The following is an 18,794-nucleotide window of genomic DNA, read 5'->3' as shown; positions in this document are numbered from 1 at the left end:
ACTGACGATGAACGCCGCCATCCTGAGCTCGCCGATCATCGGCGAATCCCCCGACGCGAAGGACTTCCTCCTCTCGGTGGAAGCCCTCACCGTCTCCTTCGACGGCTTCAAGGCGGTGAACGACGTGTCGTTCTACGTCGATCCCAACGAGATCCGCGTCATCATCGGCCCCAACGGCGCCGGCAAGACCACGGTGCTCGACCTGATCTGCGGGCGCACCAAGGCCAGCGCCGGGTCGATCAAGTTCAAGGGCCAGGAACTCACCAAGATCTCGGAGAGCGCCATCGTCCAGGCCGGCGTCGGCCGCAAGTTCCAGACGCCGTCGATCTACGACGACCTCACGGTGTTCGAGAATTTGGAGATCTCCTTCCCCCGCGGCCGCACGGTGTGGGGTGCGCTGACCTTCAAACGCGATGCCGAGGTCCGCGACCGAATCCACGAAGTCGCGACCATGATCTTCCTGAAAGATCAGCTCAAAGAGCGGGCCGAGTTCCTCAGCCACGGCCAGAAGCAATGGCTCGAGATCGGCATGCTGCTGATCCAGGACCCCGAACTCCTGATGCTCGACGAGCCGGTGGCCGGAATGAGCGTCGGCGAGCGCATCAAGACCGCCGAACTCCTCAACCAGATCATCGTCGGCCGCTCGGTGCTGGTGATCGAGCACGACATGAAGTTCGTCGAGGACATCGCCCACCGGGTCACCGTGCTGCACCAGGGCAAGGTGCTCTCCGAAGGCTCGATGGAGCGGGTGAAGAACGACCCGAAGGTCATCGAAGTCTATCTCGGCCACTGAACAGGACCGGCGCCATGCTTCAGACCAGTTCCGCCTTGGCCACCCTCCCGCCGGCGCCCGCCCTCGGGGCTCAGCCGATGCTGGCGATCCGCGACCTCCACTCAGCCTATGGCCAGAGCGAGGTGCTGCACGGCCTCGACATCAGCATCGCACCCGGCGAGATCGTCGCCGTGATGGGCCGCAACGGCATGGGCAAGACCACGCTGATGAAGACCCTGATGGGGATCGTCCCGGTGAAGTCCGGCACCATCACGGTCGACGGCCGGGACATCACCGCCCTCAAGAGCCACCAGCGCGTGGCGGGCGGCCTCGCCTACGTGCCGCAGGGCCGGATGATCTTCTCGGCCATGACGGTGCAGGAGAATATCGAGACGGGCCTGACCGTCACCAAGGAGCGCAAGGTTCCGCAGGACCTCTACACGATGTTCCCGGTCCTGCTGGAGATGAAGGCAAGACGCGGCGGCAACCTTTCCGGCGGCCAGCAGCAGCAACTGGCCATCGCGCGGGCCCTGGCCAGCCGTCCGAAGGTGCTCCTCCTCGACGAGCCGACCGAGGGCATCCAGCCCTCGATCATCCGCGAGATGGGACGGACCCTGAAGAAGATCCGCGACGAGCGCGGCCTTTCCATCGTCGTCTCGGAGCAGGTGCTGAGCTTCGCCCTCGACGTCGCCGACCGGGTCCTCGTCATCGAGAACGGCAACATCGTCCACGAGGCGATGCGGGCGGATATCGACGAGGCACAGGTCGCCCGCTTCCTCTCGGTCTGATCACCGGGGCAGCATCCGCCCGCCGTTCCGCAACACAGCTCCAGGGAGCCCCCATGGCGGATTACGAGATCTTCGAACTCGGCGACTATGTGCTCCAATGCGGTAAGACGCTGCGCAAGGCCAAGCTCGCCTTCAAGACCTTCGGAACGCTCAACGCGGCCAAGGACAACGCCATCGTCTATCCGACCTGGTATTCGGGCCAACACACGGAGAACGAATGGTTGATCGGGCCGGGCAAGGCCCTCGACCCGGACAAATACTTCATCATCATCCCGAACATGTTCGGCAATGGGCTCTCGTCCTCGCCGAGCAACACGCCCGCCCCCTGGGACGGGCCGCGCTTTCCCAATGTGACGGCCTACGACAACGTCGTGGCCCAGCACCGCCTCGTCACCGAGCATTTCGGCATCGAGACGCTGGTGCTGGTGACGGGCTGGTCGATGGGTGCGCTCCAGACCTACCATTGGGGCGCGCTCTATCCCGACATGGTTCCGCGCATCCTGCCGTTTCAGGGTTCGGCCAAGTGTTCGCGGCACAACTTCGTCTTCCTCGAAGGGGCGAAAGCCGCCCTGCAGGCGGACGCCGCTTTCGCGGAGGGTTGGTACACGTCGCCGCCGAACAAGGGGCTGCGGGCCTTCGGCCGGGTCTATGCCGGCTGGGGCCTGTCGCAGACCTTCTACCGGATCGAAGCCGACCTGACCCATATGGGCTACGCGTCCCTGGAGGATTTCCTCGTCGGGTTCTGGGAAGGCCTGTTCTACACCCGCGATGCCAACGATCTGCTGGCCATGCTCTGGACCTGGCAGAACGGCGATATCGGCGCCAATCCGGTCTTCAAGGGCGACACCAAGGCTGCGCTTGCCGCGATCCGCGCCAAGGCGATCCTGATGCCGGCCTCTACCGACCTGTACTTCCCGCCGGAGGACAACCGGATCGAGGCGGAATCGATGCCGAACGCCGAGTTGCGGGTGATCGAGACCTGGTGGGGCCATTTCGCCGGCGGTCCCGGCACCAGCCCCGACGACATCGCCACGCTCGACGCCGCGCTCAAAGAGCTGCTCGCGAGCTGAACGCCGGGCAGCGCCGCCAAGGGCGCCGCCGGCCATCGTCCACGGCCCGCCGGATGAGCCGGCCGGCCCAAACGGGGCGCACGCCCCGGTCACGCCAGAGGGAGTCGAACAACGATGGCTGAGACCCTGATCAAGGTCGACCTGACGCAGTCGGCCTACGACAACGACATGGTCCACAATCGCTGGCACCCGGACATTCCGATGGTGGCCATGGTCAAGCCCGGCGACGACTTCATCGTCGAGACCTATGACTGGACCGGCGGCTTCATCAAGAACAACGATTCCGCCGACGACGTGCGCGACATCGACCTGTCGATCGTCCACTTCCTCTCCGGCCCCATCGGCGTCGAGGGCGCGGAGCCCGGCGATCTCCTGGTGGTCGATCTCCTCGATATCGGCGCCAAGCCCGAGAGCCAGTGGGGCTTCAACGGCTTCTTCTCCAAGAAGAACGGCGGCGGCTTCCTCGACGAACACTTCCCTCAGGCGCAGAAGTCGATCTGGGATTTCGAGGGCATGTTCACCAAGTCGCGCCACATCCCCGGCGTGCGCTTCCCCGGCCTGATCCATCCCGGCCTGATCGGCTGCCTGCCCGATCCGAAGATGCTGGACACCTGGAACACCCGCGAGAAGGCGCTCTACGACACCAATCCCGGCCGGGTGCCGGCGCTCGCCACGCTGCCCTTCGGCCCCACCGCCCATATGGGCCGGCTCAAGGGCGAGGCGAAGGACAAGGCCGCGGCGGAAGGCGCCCGCACGGTGCCGGGCCGCGAGCATGGCGGCAATTGCGACATCAAGGATCTGTCGCGCGGCTCGAAGATCTACTTCCCCGTCTACGTGCCGGGCGCCGGCCTCTCCATGGGCGACCTGCATTTCAGCCAGGGCGATGGCGAGATCACCTTCTGCGGCGCCATCGAAATGGCGGGCTGGGTCCATCTCAAGGTCAGCCTGATCAAGGACGGCATGTCGAAATACGGGATCAAGAACCCGATCTTCAAGCCGTCGCCGATGACGCCCAAATTCGACGATCACCTGATCTTCGAGGGCATCTCCGTCGATGAATACGGCAAGCAGCATTACCTCGACGTGACCGTGGCCTACCGGCAGGCTTGCCTCAACGCCATCGAATACCTGAAGAAGTTCGGCTATTCGGGCGCCCAGGCCTATTCAATCCTCGGCACCGCCCCGGTCCAGGGCCACATCTCCGGCGTCGTCGACATCCCCAACGCCTGCGCCACGCTCTGGATTCCGACGAAGATCTTCGACTTCGACATCAATCCGGGTGCGGACGGGCCGATCAAGCATATCGACGGCTCGATCCAGATGCCGCTCTCGCCGGATCTTTGAGAGGCGGTCCTGCCCTTCAGTCGAGCGCCTTCCCTCCCCCTTGTGGGGAGGGGTAAGGGGTGGGGGTGGCTCCGTCAGCCTCCAGAGGTCGAGGGTCACCCCACCACCCCCACCCTCGATCCCTCCCCACAAGGGGGAGGGAAGGCGCGCGACGCATGCGATGCATGAGACCGACAGCCCTTTGGGGGGAAGTACGTTTCCCCCGTCGCGTCGCCCATTGTCGATCCTTCGAGAGGCCCCCATGCCCGTCTACGATTATGCCTGCGACGCCTGCGGGCCCTTCACGGTGCTGCGCCCGATGGCGCTGTTCAAGGACCCGCATGACTGCCCCGATTGCGGCTCGTCCTGCGGCCGCGCCTTCCTCACCGCGCCCAACCTCGCCTCCATGGATGCGGGCCGGCGCAAGGCGCATGCGGTTAACGAGCGGAGCGCCCACGCGCCCCGCAAATCATCGGGGCACGGAGCCGGCTGCGGCTGTTGCTCGGGGGCCTCGAAAACCAAGCAGCCGGCGGCTGCCAAAAGCTTCCCCAACGCGCGGCCGTGGATGATCAGCCACTGAAAGCTGCCACACCCTCCCCCCTCTGCGGGGGAGGGAAACGGCGCATTGCACTCCCGAATCCAGGAGGACCCCACCCATGATGCATGGCGACATTTCCTCGAGCAACGACAGCGTCGGCGTCGCGGTCGTCAACTATAAGATGCCGCGTCTGCACACGAAGGCAGAAGTGCTGGAGAACGCGCGAAAGATCGCCGACATGGTGGTGGCCATGAAGTCCGGCCTGCCCGGCATGGATCTCGTGATCTTCCCCGAATACTCGACCCACGGGATCATGTATGACGGCAAGGAGATGTACGAGACCGCATCTGCCGTGCCCGGGGAGGAGACCGCGATCTTCGCCGAGGCCTGCCGGAAGGCGGGTGTCTGGGGCGTGTTCTCGCTCACCGGCGAGCGCCACGAGGAGCATCCGAACAAGGCGCCCTACAACACCCTCATCCTGATGAACGACCAGGGTGAGATCGTGCAGAAATACCGCAAGATCATGCCCTGGACCCCGATCGAGGGCTGGTATCCGGGCGATTGCACCTATGTCTCGGATGGGCCGAAGGGCCTCAAGATCAGCCTCATCATCTGCGACGACGGCAATTACCCCGAGATCTGGCGCGACTGCGCCATGCGGGGCGCCGAGCTCATCATCCGCTGCCAGGGCTACATGTATCCGGCCAAGGAGCAGCAGATCCTGATGTCGAAGGCGATGGCTTTCGCCAATAACACCTATGTGGCCGTGGCCAATGCCGCCGGCTTCGACGGCGTCTATAGCTATTTCGGCCATTCGGCGATCATCGGCTTCGACGGCCGGACGCTCGGCGAATGCGGTACCGAGGAAATGGGCGTTCAATATGCCGCCCTGTCGAAGTTCCTTATCCGCGATGCCCGCGCCAACATGCAGTCGGAGAACCATCTCTTCAAACTGCTGCACCGTGGCTATACGGGCATGATCAACTCGAAAGAAAACGAGCCCGGCAAGGCCGATTGTCCCTACGACTTCTATCGTCGCTGGATCGAGGACCCGGCCGGCACCCGCGAGGCGGTCCGCGCCATCACCCGCCCCGATCTCGGCACGCCGGAATGCCCAATCGAAGGCATCCCCAACGCCGCCAAGTAGGGGCTCGCGAAGACAAAGCCTCGACGAGTTCGACTCGTCGAGGCTTTGTATCGAAAGATCAGTGGAAGCGGACCGTCGGCGCGGTCGCGATCGGCACGTCGATCCGGCAGCGCAGGCCTTCGGCTTGGAAATCGAGCTCGACCGAGCCCGCGAGTTCGCGGGCGATGCCGCCGGTGATGAGCCGGGTGCCGAAGCCGCGGCGCTTCGGCTGCGCCACGGCCGGGCCGCCGCGTTCCCGCCACTCGATTTCCAGCCGCCGCCCACCCATGCCATCCTCGGTGACGCGCCAGATCACCGACAGGCGGCCCTGGCTGCCTGACAAGGCGCCGTATTTCGCCGCGTTGGTGGTGAGTTCGTGGGCGGTCATTCCCAAGGCCAGCACGTAGCGCGGCGGTAGGTCGATATCGGGGCCGACGAGTTCCATATGGTCCGCCGAACTGCGGTAGGGGCTGAGCTCGTTCTCGAGCACGGCGCGGAGCGGCGCGCCGGTCCAGTCGTCGCGGGTCAGGAGATCGTGGGTCTTCGACAGAGCGAGGATGCGGCCCTCCAGCTGCGCCGCCTGCTCCTCGCCGCCGCGCGATTGCCGGGCGAGGGACTGGACCGTGGCGAGGGTGTTCTTCACCCGGTGATTCAGTTCGTGCATCATCGTCACCTGCTGTTCCTGCAGGCTGCGCGTGCGTTCGAGCTCGGCCCGCAGACCGTCCTCGTGCTTCTCGAGCGTGGCGGCCATGGCGTCGAAAGCCTGGCCGAGCTGGCCGAATTCGGAGCGGCCCGTTAGGCCCGACCGGGCGAAGAGCTGGCCGGAACGCCAGGCGCGGGACGCCTTCAACAGCCGCCGCACCGGCTTGCGGATGAAGACGCGGCCGCCGATCAAGGCCGCCACGATGGCGACGAGCGTCCCGAGGAAGATCAGGATCACGCCGCGCCGCGTCGCCGCATCGATATCGGCGAAGGCGGTATCGCGGGCGAGGCCCACGGCGACGGTCATCCCGTCGAGGGCGCCATCGGGACGGACCACGCTGGTGATGCGGCGGATTCCATTGAGACCGGGCATCTCGACGGCGGTTCCGAGGGTGCTGGCCCTGTCCAGACCGGACGCGAAGGCGGCCGGCATCGTCTGACCGACCCAGGAGCCGAGATCGGGATTCTGGACGATGATGGTGCCGCTGCGGTCGGTCACCGTCACGGCGGCGTCCTTGGGCAGCCCGGCATGGGCCAGCCGCTCGCCCAGCCAGGCGGGATCGAAGCCGAAGATGAGCAGGCCGGAGGACCTGTCGCTGGAATCCCGGATCGGATAGGCGAACTGGATGGTGGGAACCCGGCTGCCGCGACCGACCACATATTCCCCGATCACCGGCACGCCCGACTGCATCGCTTTCTGGAAATAGGTCCGGTCGGCGATGGAATAGGCGCCCTGCTCCATTCCCAGGCTGTTGCAGACGAGCTGCCCCTTCGCATCCGCCACGATGAGGATCGTGGCACCGGAAAGCTTTCGGATGATGGAGCGCAGGAAGCTGGTACACCCCGCCGCTTCCTGGTCGCGGATGAACGGAGCCTCCGCGAGGATATCGAGGAGCTGGCGCATGCCGCTGGCGAACTGGGCGAGGTCTTCCGCCACCGCGCGGGCGTTGCGCATTGCCGAGGCCGTCACGGCATCCTCGCGGGCGCTGCGCAGCGCGTGCTCGTTGAAGCTCTGGACCGCGATGGCAGGGACGAGGGCGAGCACGACCAGCGCGACGATACGGGATGTGAGCGTCATGACGGGAGGTCGGCCATGGGGAACGTTTCAGCCAGACGGACCCGGTTCGGCCGACCGAATCAGCTTGGCCATAATACTGTATGCCTGACTTGGCGGACCAGCCGTATGGGCAATTTGGCGCGGCGCCGGGATTTCTCCGTGACGGTGAACGCTTAATCGTCCCGGTTGAGGCTGGACCGGCGCTCCGCCTGCGGCCACAACCGCGTCAGCGTGAAGGCCCCGAGCGTGACAGCACCGAGGAAGACCACATGAGCGACCGCATCACTCTCAAGGCCGGAGACGGCACCGTGGCGGTGGTCGCGGCGTCCGGTGCCGAGCCCGTCTCCTGGCAGGTGGGTGGGCGGGAGTATCTCTGGAACGGAGATCCGGCGCATTGGAACCGGCATGCGCCCTGGCTCTTCCCGGTGGTCGGCGCCTCGTCCGGCGGCGTGGTCCGGGTGGATGGCACGGCCTATCCGATGGGCCAGCACGGCTTTGCCCGCGACCTGCCCTTCACGATCGTCTCGCAGAGCGACGACAGCGTCACGTTGCGCCTCATCGAGAGCGAGGCGACGCGGGCTCGCTATCCGTTTCCGTTCCAACTCGACATCACCACGCGGGTCGGCCCGGCCCATCTCGATTTCGAGATCTGGATCGAGAATACCGGTGGGACGAACCTGCCCTACGCCCTGGGCTTCCACCCGGCCTTCCCCTGGCCCTTCGCCGGCGGAGAGCGCAAGGCGGGAGGCGGCTACGCGGTGGAGTTCGAGCACCCCGAACGGGCTCTGGCGCCCGAGGTGGGGGATGGCGGCCTGCTCCTGCGCCAGGAGCGTCCGTTCCCCCTCGAAGGCCGCATCCTGCCCCTCGATCCCGACCTATTCGCCGAGGCCATCGTCCTGCGCGATGCGGCGAGCGCACGGATGCGCTTCACCGCTCCCGACGGCAGCGCCATCCGCATGGATGTCTCGGATTTCCCGCATCTCGCCATCTGGACGAAGCCCACGGCGCCGTTCCTGTCCCTGGAATGCTGGACCGGCCATGCCGATTGGGCCGGGTTCGACGGCGACCTGACCCGCCGGGATTCACAGCGCCTCATCGCCCCCGGCCAGCGCGTCCGCCACGGGGTCAGCCTTACCCTGGAAGGTCCCCGCTCATGATCCGCCCCGTCGACGAGAACGGCTTCTCGGCCGAAGCCTGGGCGCGCAACGAGACGGCCTACGAGGCCATCCGGACGATGCCGTTCAATGCGGAACTCGCCGCCGGCACCCTCGGCGAGGCCCGCTTTCGCCACTACATCCTGCAGGACGCGCATTACCTCATCGGTTTCGGCCGGGCGCTGGCCCTGGCGGCGGCGAAGTCGCCGGAGCCCGAGGGCATCGTGCAGTTCGCCAAGGCCGCCGAGACGGCGATCGTGGTCGAGCGCTCCCTCCATGGCGGCTTCTTCCGGGATTACGGCATCACGGCCGAGACCTTCGCGGCGACGCCGCTCTCGCCGGCCTGCGACCATTATGTCTCGTATCTCCTCGCCACGGCCTATGCCGAGCCCTACGAGGTCCTGCTCGGCGCCCTGCTCCCGTGCTTCTGGATCTATGCCGAGATCGGCACCGACATCCTGTCACGGGCAGGCACCGGCAATCCCTACGCTGCCTGGATCGACACCTACGCGGGCGAGGAATTCGGCACCGCCGTCGCCGAGATGATCGCGACCACCGATTCCGCGGCGCTCGGGGTCTCGCTCTCGCTGCGTGAGCGGATGCACCGCGCTTTCTCCCGCGCGACGCAGCTCGAATGGATGTTCTGGGACAGCGCTTACCGCGAGGCGGCCTGGCCAGTCTGACCGTCGGGACGCCCGACCCCGGAACAGGGCGGAGGAATTCGCACCGGCTTCGGCACTCCCGGCTTGACGATGCGGACGATGCCGTCGCGCAGGGAGAGCATGTGGCCGCGCTCCACATCGGTCCAGCACTCGTCGCGGGTGAGCGCCTTGGTGGCGATGACGGTCACCACGTCGTCGGTCCGCGTCTCCTGCGCGAAATCCACGTGCCAATCCTCGTCGATGAGGGTCGCGGTGCCGAACGGCGCGCAGCGGGTGAGGTAGCACAGGCGCTTGCCGCAGTGGGCATAGAGCGTCCGGCTATCGCTGAGCAGCATGTTGAACACGCCGAGCCCGTGCAGCTCGGCGCAGAGTTCAGCGACGGCATTGTCGAGCCGCGCCGGGCTCGGCAGGCTCGGATAGCGGGTTTGCAGCCGGTCGAGCATCCAGCAGAACGCGTATTCGCTATCGGTGGAGCCCACCGGCTTGAACCAGGTCAGCGGCCACTTCTTCACGCCCTTGAGCTGGCCGTTATGGGCGAAGGTCCAGCGCCGGCCCCAGAGCTCGCGGCTGAACGGATGGGTGTTCTCGAGCCCGACCCGCCCGCGATTGGCCTTGCGCACATGCGCGATCACGATCCGGCTCTTGATCGCGTAGTCGCGCAGCAGCTTGGCGAGGACCGAACGCGCGCTCGGCTCGGGCTCGTGGAAGGCGCGCGCGCCCCGCCCCTCGTAGAAGGTGATGCCCCATCCATCGGCGTGAGGCCCGGTCTCCCCGCCGCGCCGGGCGAGGCCCGCGAAGGAGAAACGGATGTCGGTGGGCACGTTCGCGCTCATGCCGAGCAATTCGCACATGGAGGTTCGGGGACTTCGCGTGGGAGGAACGGGTGGGCTTGCGGAGGACGGAGTCCTTGGGGAGACCGCCAAGCTACCCACTCTAGAGGATTTTCCCACCCGCGGGAGCCGGTAATCCTTCCGAAACGCTCCGCTTCACGCAAACAGCCTTCCTCGCGCAGAAAGCCTTGGTCGGCACTGAAAAAGCGCACGACCTTCGGAGGCCATTTCCTCCTGGGATGTAAACGCCGCCGGACCCGCGCGGTCCGGCGGCGCAATGTCCGCCGTAAGGTTCAGAACCGATAGGTGAAGTTGCCCTTCACGGCATGGTCCTGCGCCCGCTCGCCCACCTGGCCCGTATAGGACACACCCAGCGTGGTGCCGCGCGCCACCCGCACGTCGAGCCCGGCTTGTGCCACCAGGGCGTCCCGGCCGATCGGCGTGCCCATGGTGAGGAAGCTCGGCCCCGTGCCGAAGCTCAGGAGGGCTTTCGGCACCACGTCGCCATAGGCCCGGCGATAGCCAACCAACCCGTTCAGCGAGACCGGCGCACCGGACCCGAGATCGAAGCTGGTCTGGCCGCGCAGGCCCAACGTCGAGGTCGCCACCTCGGTGCTCTGCGCCGCGCTCGTCAGCGCCGCCAGTCCACCCGTTTCGGTGAAGCGGTCGCGCCCGATCGACACGTAGGCCCCGCCCAGGAACGGCTCGATATAGGTCTGCTGGACCGGGGCCGGAGCCGCCCCGCCCTTGGCGACCAGGACGGGCTGGGCAGCGCCCAGGAAGAAGCGGTAACCCAGCTCACCGAAGCCTTGAACGGTCGAGCCGCCGTAGCGGGCCGTGTCGTTGTCGGAGAACCCGGCGAAGCTCACGACCCGGCTCATGCGGCTCGACTGGTCGGCATAGACCGCACCGAGGCGTAGCGCGAAGCCCCCCCGCTCGAAGCCGCCATAGACGCCGCCGAAGCCGCTTTCGATCGTGCCCGATGAGAGGCGCCCTGCGCTGTCGAGGCTGGTCGCGGTGTAGCCACCGGCCACGCCGAGGCGGAAGCCGGTCTCCAGACGGAGATCCGCACCGAGCACGAAGCCGGAGGTCTGGCGCGAGAGCCCGGCGGCGTTGCCGTCGCTACGGGCCTGGCCGAAGCTGCCGAAACCCTGTCCCCAGACCCCGAACACGCGCGGGTCGAGAACCCGCACGGGCACGGGCGCCACAGGAGCGGACCGACCCGGCAGGTCGGCCGTGTAAGTGGCCGGCAGGCTGCCGTAATCGGCGACCTCCGCCGCGCCCCAGCGCAGGCGGTCGAGGATGGCCTCGCGCACGAAGAAGGCGGTCTCGAACTGGGCGCTCGCGGCACTGGCGTGGATGTCGCCGGTGAGCGCCCCGAAGGCGGCGCGCGCCTCGGGCGTGGTCAGTCCGACGGTGCGCCCGTAGAGGGCGGAGCCCGCGCCGCCCGCCTGGATGGCGTCGGCGACGCCGGCCTGATTGCGGGTCTGGGCGATGGTGGAGAAGGCGATGTCGTTGCGGGTCAGCGTCAGGTCGACCGCCCCCGCGCTGTAGCGCAGGGTCGGGGTGAGAAAGGCGAAGTTGGAGGTGACGCCGGCGAACTGCCCCGTGACGCCGCGGGCGGCGGTCAGGACGGTGTAGCTCGTGCGCGGGTCGTAGCGGCCCGCACCGGCCAGCACCTGGACGGTGCCGCCGTCGAGGGTGGCGGTGCCGGTCGCCGTGACGCGGTCGGACTGGCCGGCGGCGTTGGCTTCGACCTGCAAGGTGGAACCGGGCGCGAAGCTGGCATTGCCGGCCACGTTGAGGGTGCCGATGGAATTGCCCGGCGCCACCGCCGCGCCGGACCGGGCCACGAGCCCGCCCACCGTGCCGGTGCCGCCGATGGCAGCGCCCTCGCCCACCGTCACCACGGAATGCGCGAGACTGCCGTTCACGTCGAGACGCCCCTGCGCGACGCCCGTGAGACCGCTGAACGTGCTGGTGCCGGTCAGGTTGAGAGTACCGGATCCGGCCTTGGTCAGGATGCCGGTGCCGGCGATGGAATTCGCCAGCGTTCCGTCGGTGGCCTGGTCGAGGATCAGGCTGGCATTGTCGGTGATGGCACCCGAGCCGAGGCTGGCGGCGGAGGCGACGAGGGTGCCGCCCGCGATGGTGGTGCCGCCCGAATAGGTGTTCGTGCCGGTGAGGGTGAGCGTGCCGGTGCCGGCCTTCGTCAGGGAGCCGGTTCCGCCGATGTCGTTCCGCCAGGTGTCGCTGGCGTCGTACCCGCCCTTGGCGGCGTCCATCGTCACCGTGACGGCGCCGTTGAAGGCGCCGTAGCCGTCCGCCGCCGCTACGAGATTCAGGCGGCCCCAGCCGTCATAGGTGTTGCCGTCGAGCAGCGGGTAGCCCGAGGACAGGCCCGTCGTCGCCAGCACCTCCCGACGCTGGGCGTCGCTGAGATAGGGGAAGCGGGTGAGAAGGAGCACCTGCGCCTGGACCGGCACCTCGGCGGCCGTCAGGGGCGTGCTGGGTCCGGTCGGCTGGAAGCCGTAGGTCATCCGGGCGGTGTAATCCGCCTTGTTCTGCGCGGCGTTGCCGAAGGAATCGGCCGCTCCGGAGGCCGCGCCTGCGGCGAGGCACCCCGCCACGGTCCCCGCCCCGCAGCTCGCGGCCAGGTAGGATTGGGTCTGCTGGTAGGCCTGATACACGGCGTAGGCGCCGGCATTGGCGGGGTTGGTCCAGTCGATCCGGTTGCCGGCCGCGTCGTAGAGGGCGGCGTAGATGTTGGTGGCGGCAATCGCCGTCGACTGCATGCGCCCGCCCATCACGTCGAGGGGCGAGTGCATGCCGGTCAGGATGCGGTTGTTACCGAGCTCGGAGGCGCGGGTCAGGAGTTCCTGCATCCGCTGCGGGACGAGGAAGCCGACACCGAGGCTCTGGAGATAGCCCGAATTGGTGTGGCCGCTCGGATAGCCGCCATCCGCGTAGGCATTCGTGGTGTTGGTGCGGGGGTTGAGCAGCGTCGGCACGTCGACCGCCGTGCTGACGCGGAACGGACGGGGCGAGGTCCCGATTCCCGGAACATACTCGCCGACCCCGAACGTCGTCGGGTTGAAGGCGCCGGTGGGGCCGAAGGAGCCGACATTGGGAGCCGTCAGCGGTCGTCCGCCATTGGCATCGATCATCTCCTGGGTGACGGTGAAGCCCTTCACCCAACGGTCGGTCGTTCCGTAGACCGCCGGAACGGGGAAATTGGAGAGGTAGCCGGGCACGACGAAGTTCGCCGTGTCCGCGGTGGTCAGGCCCGCCTTGTTCGTGATGGCGTTGTAATCGTTGAAACGGGGCGCCAGGGGGTCGATGGCCGGATTGGGGCCCTGGTAGCGCCCGAAGACCCGCTTCGACGGTTCCGTCGAAGCATTGGCCCGGACCGTGTTGTCGATGAAGCTGACCGCCGCCGCGAGGGGTGTCGCCGTCCCGTCGCCGAAGCTCGTCGCGCCGCCGCTCGCGCTCGCGCCGGTGCTGAGGTTGGCCGCGTAGTCGGCCAGCGTCGTCGTCGCATAGGTGGTCGGCGTAAGGCTCGTCGGCCGGGTGCCGGTGAACGAGGCCCCGGCCCCGGTGAGGTAGGCGGAGGTAAGGGGGCCGAGCCCGTTCAGGATGCTGTAGGCCTGTACGGTGCGGTCGTCGTGGATCGCCGCCAGGGTCTGGTCCGCATTCCGGGCCTGCGTCATCCCGACCACCGTCTGGTAGTTCTGGATCATGACGGCGGGATTGGACGTCATCAGGCCGATGTAGCTGTCGAGGACGCGCGGAATGACCGTCCCGGGGACGACCGAGGTGCTGTTCGTGAAGCCGATGCCCGGCGAGGTCGGAATCTGCTGAGCCTGCGCACCGACCGGCAGGAGGCACGTCGCGGCAAGCAGGGCGGTCTTGAGAGGTGTGGACACGGAAGCCTCGCACGAAAAAAGGCAGCAGCCTGTTGGCGGCGCGGTGCTAGCTTGGCCGTAAGACGATGCCGTGACGAAAATCGCCTGGCGCGAACACGGCAGGGCATTCGTGGCGCGCGTGTAGCGCCGGATGGCCGCTCCCGGCGCGATGGACGAAGGCTGAAGAACGGCGCCGGGAGAATGGCGGCATGGCCCGCCGAGGTGCGCCCCAGCGCTTTCGCCGCCGCGCCCGATCCTCTAAGCCGCTCAGCGAGCCTCGGTTTCCCGGGGCGATTTGCACAGAGTGCCGATGGACCGGGATCCGATCGCCTTCACCTGGCGGACCGCGCGGAGCGAGCATGTCGCCGCGGTCGGGCTCGCGCTAGGTCTCGGGGGGCCCCTCGCGTTTCTCGCGCTGCTGTGCATGCGCGACCTCGTGGGCGTCCAGGTCCACGATACCGAAACGGCGGGCCGGTTCCTGCGAATCACCGCGACGTTGCCGTGGCGGACGGGCGACGCGGAGCCGTTCGTCGCCTTCGCCGGCTGGGCCCTGCCCACGGCCGACCTCGTGCGCGTGGCCTTCCTCGGCCTGGCGGCGGCGGCCTTGGCCTCGGCCGGCCTCGGCTGGGCGGTGGCGCGCCTCTGCTTCCAGGCGCAGGCGCGCACGGTGGCGGCCCTGCATGGTCGGGTCACCGAGGCGATCCTGCGCGCGCCGCCGAGCGCCCGCGACGAGGCCCGCGCCCTGGCGCAGATCCTGGCCGACATGCTGGGCCGCCTCGACACCCTGTTCGGACTGGCGGTCCTGGTGCCGGCGCTGGCGATCGGCAGCGGAATCCTCGCCCTGATTCTCGCCGCCCTGGCCGCCCCGCGCCTGCTGCCCACCGTGGCCGTCGGCCTCCTGGCATCCGGGCTCGCCCGCGCCCTGATCCAGCGGCGTGTGCACGATCGCGCGGCTTTGCGTCTGCGGGCTGGGGGGGCGGCGGGGCGGGCCCTCGCCGATCTCATCCGGCGGATGCCGGCGGTACGCGCTCACGGCGCGGCGGCCTTCGAGCGCAGCCGCCTCGCCGCCAAGGGGGCCAGCACCCGCGACGCGCTGGCGGCATCGGAATCGCGCCTCGCCTATGCGCGCGCGCCGTCCACGGCGCTCGTCATCTTGCTGCCTGCCATCGTCGTGGCGGTGGCGCTCTGGCGCGGGCACGACGGCACGACGGTACCGGTGGAGCCCGGTGCCCTGGTGGCGGCCGGCGGCGGCTTCGCCCTCGCCGTTCTGGCCCTGGCGGTCACCCTGCGCCTGCGCTGGATCCATGAGGCCGTGGCGCCGGTCTTCCGCGATCTGGCGGCGACGCTCGTGTCCCTCGAAGGGCGCGGCGGCAACAGGCCCGGCGCCTTCGCCGCGCTGCCGAAGGGCGGGGAACTCGCCGCGTCCGGCGTTGGCGTCTACGATCCCGCCAGCGGCGAACGCCTCGCCGGCGTCGACGTCACCGTGGCGATGCCCTCCCACCTCGCCATCGTGGGCGAGCGCGGCAGCGGCGCGCGGGCGCTGGCCGCCCTGCTGGCCGGACAGCTCGAACCCACCGCGGGCGCGGTGACCTATGACGGAATCGACCTGCGCAGCCTCGACCCGGCCGAGCGCGCCAGCCACATCGCGCTGGCCGGCGCCGAGGCGATCCTGATCGAGGGCACGCTGGAACAGAACATCCTCTACGGCGCGGCGCGGCAGGAAAAGCCGTCCGAGGCGGACCTCATCGAGGTGCTGCACCTGACCGGGCTCGACACTTTCGTCTATGCACGCGGCCTCGAGGGAACGGTGGACCCGAACGCCGAACCCGGCATCGCCGATTCCATCGTCTCCGCCCGCCATGCCGTGCGCGAGGCCCTGGCAGAGGACAAGGCGGCGCGGCTGGTGGAGCCGTTCGATCCCGCCCGTTACAACCATCAGGCGACGGTGGGCGAGAACATCCTGTTCGGCGAGGCCGTGGGACCGGCCTTCTCCGGCAGCCATATCGCGGCCCATCCCTACCTGCGCGCCGTGCTCGAGGCCGAGGACCTGACCCGGCCCTTCACCGAGATCGGGCTCCAGGTAGCGCGCAGCACCATCGAGATCTTCGCGGACCTTCCGGACGACCACCCGCTCTTCGACGCGTTCTCGCTGTTTCCCGCGGCCGAGCGCGGGTTCTTCGAAGATCTCGTCAGCCGTCAGCCGGAGGCGAAGGGCTGGCGCCGGGGCCCGGCGGGCCAGCGCGACCGCAAGCGCCTGATCGGATTGGCGCTTCGCTACAGCGAGACGCGACACCGGTTCGGCCTGATCGACGCCGCTTTCGAGGAGCGCATCGTCGCCGCACGCCACTCTTTCGCGCGGCTTCTGCCGCAGAACCTGCGCTCGGCGGTGGAATTCTACGATCCCGACCGGCTGAACCCGGCCGCCAGCCTGGAGGAGAACCTCCTGTTCGGCCGCATCAACGGCGAGGAGGCCGGGGCGGAGCCGCGCGTGCGAGCCCTGGTGCGCCGGGTCCTCGTGCAGCAGGGCCTCGAATCAACCGTCTACCGGCTCGGCCTCGCCAGCCGCGTGGAGCCGGGCATGGGCGGCGGCGGGGCGAGCCTCGGGGAGAACGCCATCGGCTCGCGCGAGCGCATCGGCATCGACCTCGCCCGCTGCCTCGTGCGCAAACCGGACATCGTGGTCGTCGCCATCGCGCTGGACGACGGCAAGGCCGCCGAGATCAGGACGCGCCTCGCCAGCCTGCGCGCGGCGCGAGCCGGCCGCGGCCTCATCGTCTGCCTGCCGAGTACCGATACGCTCGACGCGAACGATCCCTTCGGCGCGGTGCTGCATGTGGAGCGCAACACGGTGATGGCCGCCTGACGGGGCCGGGACACGCCCCTCCTCGTCGCCGGTGGCCCGTCCGACATGGCCGGCCGCTGTCCCCTCCGGTCCGCTTCGCCACGCCGCTGCCGCTCAACGGCGGCGAGGCTAGGCGGGCAGGAACGCCATCGCATCCACCTCGACCAACATGTCGGGGAATGCCAGCGCCGCAACGCCGATCAATGCGCTGGCCGGTGGGCATTCGGCGTTGATCCAGCGATCGCGCACCGCCCGGATGATTGGGAGCTGGCTTGGATCATAGTCCCGGACATAGATCGTGAGACGCGCGACGGCGCTGAAATCGGCGCCCGCCGCGTGGAGCGTCGCCTGCATATTCCGGAACACCCGATCGAGCTGGGTCGCCAGATCCCCGCTGACCACTTCGCTGGCGCCGTCGAAGGGGACATGGCCCGAGAGGATGAGCAATCGGCCCTCCGAAACCAGCATTGCCTGCGAGATGCCGGGAATCGAGGGACCGGGCGGATTGATGGGTCGCAGCATCTCGATGCTCCATTGCCGGCATGGCGTGACAACCCACGAATGCCAGGCCGACGATATCTCCCTCCGATGTAATCTTCGCGACAGAGCGTCCCTCGACCCGCCGAACCTCCGCATTTCGGCCGGCGTCGGTGATCGTCGGTCGACCAAAGAAGAAGGGCGGCGGCGCTTCCCCTATTGCCGCCCCATTGGGATGGGATAAGCAAGGCTTCGTGCACCCTGTTGCACGGTGTCGGCGGTCGGTCGGCGCATCCCTTTCCAGGGCCGGGCATGGTCGTTCTACCCTCGCCAGTCGTACAGCGCCGCGCCGTCGCCTGGCTTCTCCTGCTGGCTCTGGGGCTCGCCGCGCCGGACATCGCACGGGCGCAATCGGCCAAGGCCACGGCTCCGATCCCGGCGGCGACCCTCGCGCTGATGAGCCAGAAGGGCACCAGCGCCTCGGCGCCGGTCCTGTTCAGAGCCTACAAGAAGGAATCCGAGATCGAGGTCTGGAAGAAAGCCGCCAGTGGGCGCTTCGTCCATATCAAGACCTTTCCGATCTGCCGCTGGTCGGGCCAGCTCGGCCCCAAGCGCAAGACCGGCGACCGCCAGACGCCGGAAGGGTTCTACTCGGTGCCTCCGCGCCAGATGAACCCGAATTCGAGCTACTACCTCTCCTTCGATGTCGGCTACCCCAACGCCTATGACCGCGCGCACGGCTTCACCGGTTCGGCCGTGATGGTCCACGGCGTCTGCTCGTCGATGGGGTGTTTCGCCATGACCGACCAGGTGGTCGGCGAGATCTACGCCATCGCCCGCGACGCCTTCGCCGGCGGACAGGCGGCGTTCCAGTTCCAGTCCTACCCGTTCCGGATGAGCGCGGCGAACATGGCCCGCTACCGGACGGACCCGAACATCGCCTTCTGGCGCCAGCTCAAGGAAGGTTCGGACCGGTTCGAGGCGACGGGCGAGGAGCCGAACGTCACCGTCACCGCCGGCCGCTACGCCTTCCTTCCCTACAAGGACCCCGCCCTGGAATCGCTGGTGACGGCGCGCCGGGTGCAGGAGGAGGCGCGCATCGCAAGCCTGGTGGAGGATGGGAGCGCTGCCGTGCGCACCACCTATTCGGACGGGGCACAGCATCCCTTCTGGGCCGCCCTCTCCGCCAAGGGCGTCTCGCTCGGCGATGTCAGCCGGCCCGAGGCCCTCGCCTATGCCGGCCAGGACGTGATCGTGATTCCGGCCCAGCGCCGCCCGGTCCTCGTCGCCGAGGCGGTCTGGTCGCGCTGGATGGTGGCGGCTTCGGTTCCCGCGCTCATGCGGGTGCGCGGGTTCAAGCCGGCCTACGAGACCGAGCCGTCGCGCTTCGCCGCCCTCGTCATGCGCTACGATCAGACCCTGCCGACGATGCTCTCGGCCTCCCTCACCGGACAGATGCCGGCCCCGACCCCGCCGGTCATCATCGAAACCCTGGCGCAGCGCTAGCGCATACGAATGAGCAGGTTCCCCTCTCCCCGCGCGCGGGGA

14 protein-coding genes are annotated in these 18,794 nt (G+C 68.3%); 10 read left to right on the top strand and 4 right to left on the bottom strand.

Translation table 11 applies throughout. The features are described from left to right. The first annotated feature begins 7 nt into the window (after positions 1-7). From urtD to RQI43_RS16245, 6 genes are all read left to right on the top strand, one after another. Positions 8-793: an urea ABC transporter ATP-binding protein UrtD gene (gene urtD, locus RQI43_RS16270; protein WP_018041704.1), complete on the top strand. Its 786-nt coding sequence runs from the start codon at positions 8-10 to the stop codon at positions 791-793. Positions 794-807: 14 nt separating this feature from the next. Continuing rightward, positions 808-1,560, top strand: coding sequence for an urea ABC transporter ATP-binding subunit UrtE (urtE, locus tag RQI43_RS16265; RefSeq protein ID WP_405030639.1), 753 nt, complete (start codon positions 808-810; stop codon positions 1,558-1,560). 53 nt (positions 1,561-1,613) lie between these two features. Continuing rightward, positions 1,614-2,630, top strand: a complete 1,017-nt coding sequence (locus RQI43_RS16260) for an alpha/beta fold hydrolase (protein ID WP_207414353.1) — start codon at positions 1,614-1,616, stop codon at positions 2,628-2,630. Between the two features lie 114 nt (positions 2,631-2,744). After that, complete coding sequence (fmdA, locus tag RQI43_RS16255; RefSeq protein ID WP_056422266.1) at positions 2,745-3,974, top strand: formamidase; 1,230 nt, start codon at positions 2,745-2,747, stop codon at positions 3,972-3,974. 241 nt (positions 3,975-4,215) lie between these two features. After that, entirely contained in the window at positions 4,216-4,533 is a 318-nt protein-coding gene (locus RQI43_RS16250; protein WP_311275806.1) for a zinc ribbon domain-containing protein, read from the top strand. Between the two features lie 76 nt (positions 4,534-4,609). Then, positions 4,610-5,638 carry an aliphatic amidase gene (locus RQI43_RS16245; protein WP_311275805.1) on the top strand — a complete coding sequence of 343 codons (1,029 nt, stop codon included), beginning with the start codon at positions 4,610-4,612 and terminating at the stop codon, positions 5,636-5,638. Between the two features lie 58 nt (positions 5,639-5,696). Here the strand turns inward: RQI43_RS16245 and RQI43_RS16240 are convergent, their stop codons facing one another. After that, positions 5,697-7,397 carry an HWE histidine kinase domain-containing protein gene (locus RQI43_RS16240; RefSeq protein ID WP_311275804.1) on the bottom strand — a complete coding sequence of 567 codons (1,701 nt, stop codon included), beginning with the start codon at positions 7,395-7,397 and terminating at the stop codon, positions 5,697-5,699. Between the two features lie 248 nt (positions 7,398-7,645). Between RQI43_RS16240 and RQI43_RS16235 the strand changes: the two genes are divergently transcribed. Both RQI43_RS16235 and RQI43_RS16230 read left to right on the top strand, forming a co-directional pair. Then, on the top strand, positions 7,646-8,533 hold the full coding sequence (locus RQI43_RS16235) for an aldose 1-epimerase family protein (protein ID WP_311275803.1): 888 nt from the start codon (positions 7,646-7,648) through the stop codon (positions 8,531-8,533). Continuing rightward, positions 8,530-9,213, top strand: coding sequence for a TenA family protein (locus RQI43_RS16230; RefSeq protein WP_056454689.1), 684 nt, complete (start codon positions 8,530-8,532; stop codon positions 9,211-9,213). The genes RQI43_RS16235 and RQI43_RS16230 overlap by 4 nt, the downstream gene beginning before the upstream one ends. On the opposite strand, the gene RQI43_RS16225 is transcribed toward RQI43_RS16230, so the two are convergent. Together RQI43_RS16225 and RQI43_RS16220 are read right to left on the bottom strand one after the other, a co-directional pair. Continuing rightward, complete coding sequence (locus RQI43_RS16225; RefSeq protein WP_056422280.1) at positions 9,186-10,043, bottom strand: class II glutamine amidotransferase; 858 nt, start codon at positions 10,041-10,043, stop codon at positions 9,186-9,188. The genes RQI43_RS16230 and RQI43_RS16225 overlap by 28 nt on opposite strands. Before the next feature lie 272 nt (positions 10,044-10,315). Next, positions 10,316-13,948 (bottom strand): autotransporter domain-containing protein, encoded by a 3,633-nt coding sequence (locus RQI43_RS16220; protein ID WP_311275802.1) that lies wholly within the window; start codon positions 13,946-13,948, stop codon positions 10,316-10,318. A gap of 289 nt (positions 13,949-14,237) precedes the next feature. Between RQI43_RS16220 and RQI43_RS16215 the strand changes: the two genes are divergently transcribed. Continuing rightward, positions 14,238-16,790, top strand: coding sequence for an ABC transporter ATP-binding protein (locus RQI43_RS16215; protein WP_311275801.1), 2,553 nt, complete (start codon positions 14,238-14,240; stop codon positions 16,788-16,790). Positions 16,791-16,898: 108 nt separating this feature from the next. On the opposite strand, the gene RQI43_RS16210 is transcribed toward RQI43_RS16215, so the two are convergent. Next, complete coding sequence (locus RQI43_RS16210) at positions 16,899-17,237, bottom strand: RidA family protein (RefSeq protein WP_311275838.1); 339 nt, start codon at positions 17,235-17,237, stop codon at positions 16,899-16,901. A gap of 321 nt (positions 17,238-17,558) precedes the next feature. Here RQI43_RS16210 and RQI43_RS16205 point away from each other — a divergent pair, with 321 nt between their 5' ends. Then, positions 17,559-18,752: a murein L,D-transpeptidase family protein gene (locus RQI43_RS16205; protein WP_311275800.1), complete on the top strand. Its 1,194-nt coding sequence runs from the start codon at positions 17,559-17,561 to the stop codon at positions 18,750-18,752. Positions 18,753-18,794: the final 42 nt, after the last annotated feature.

The sequence above is a fragment of the Methylobacterium sp. WCS2018Hpa-22 genome (assembly GCF_031843785.1).
Taxonomy (GTDB): domain Bacteria; phylum Pseudomonadota; class Alphaproteobacteria; order Rhizobiales; family Beijerinckiaceae; genus Methylobacterium.
Note: the sequence above shows the minus strand (reverse complement) of the source record. Positions and strands in the feature narration are given on the sequence as shown.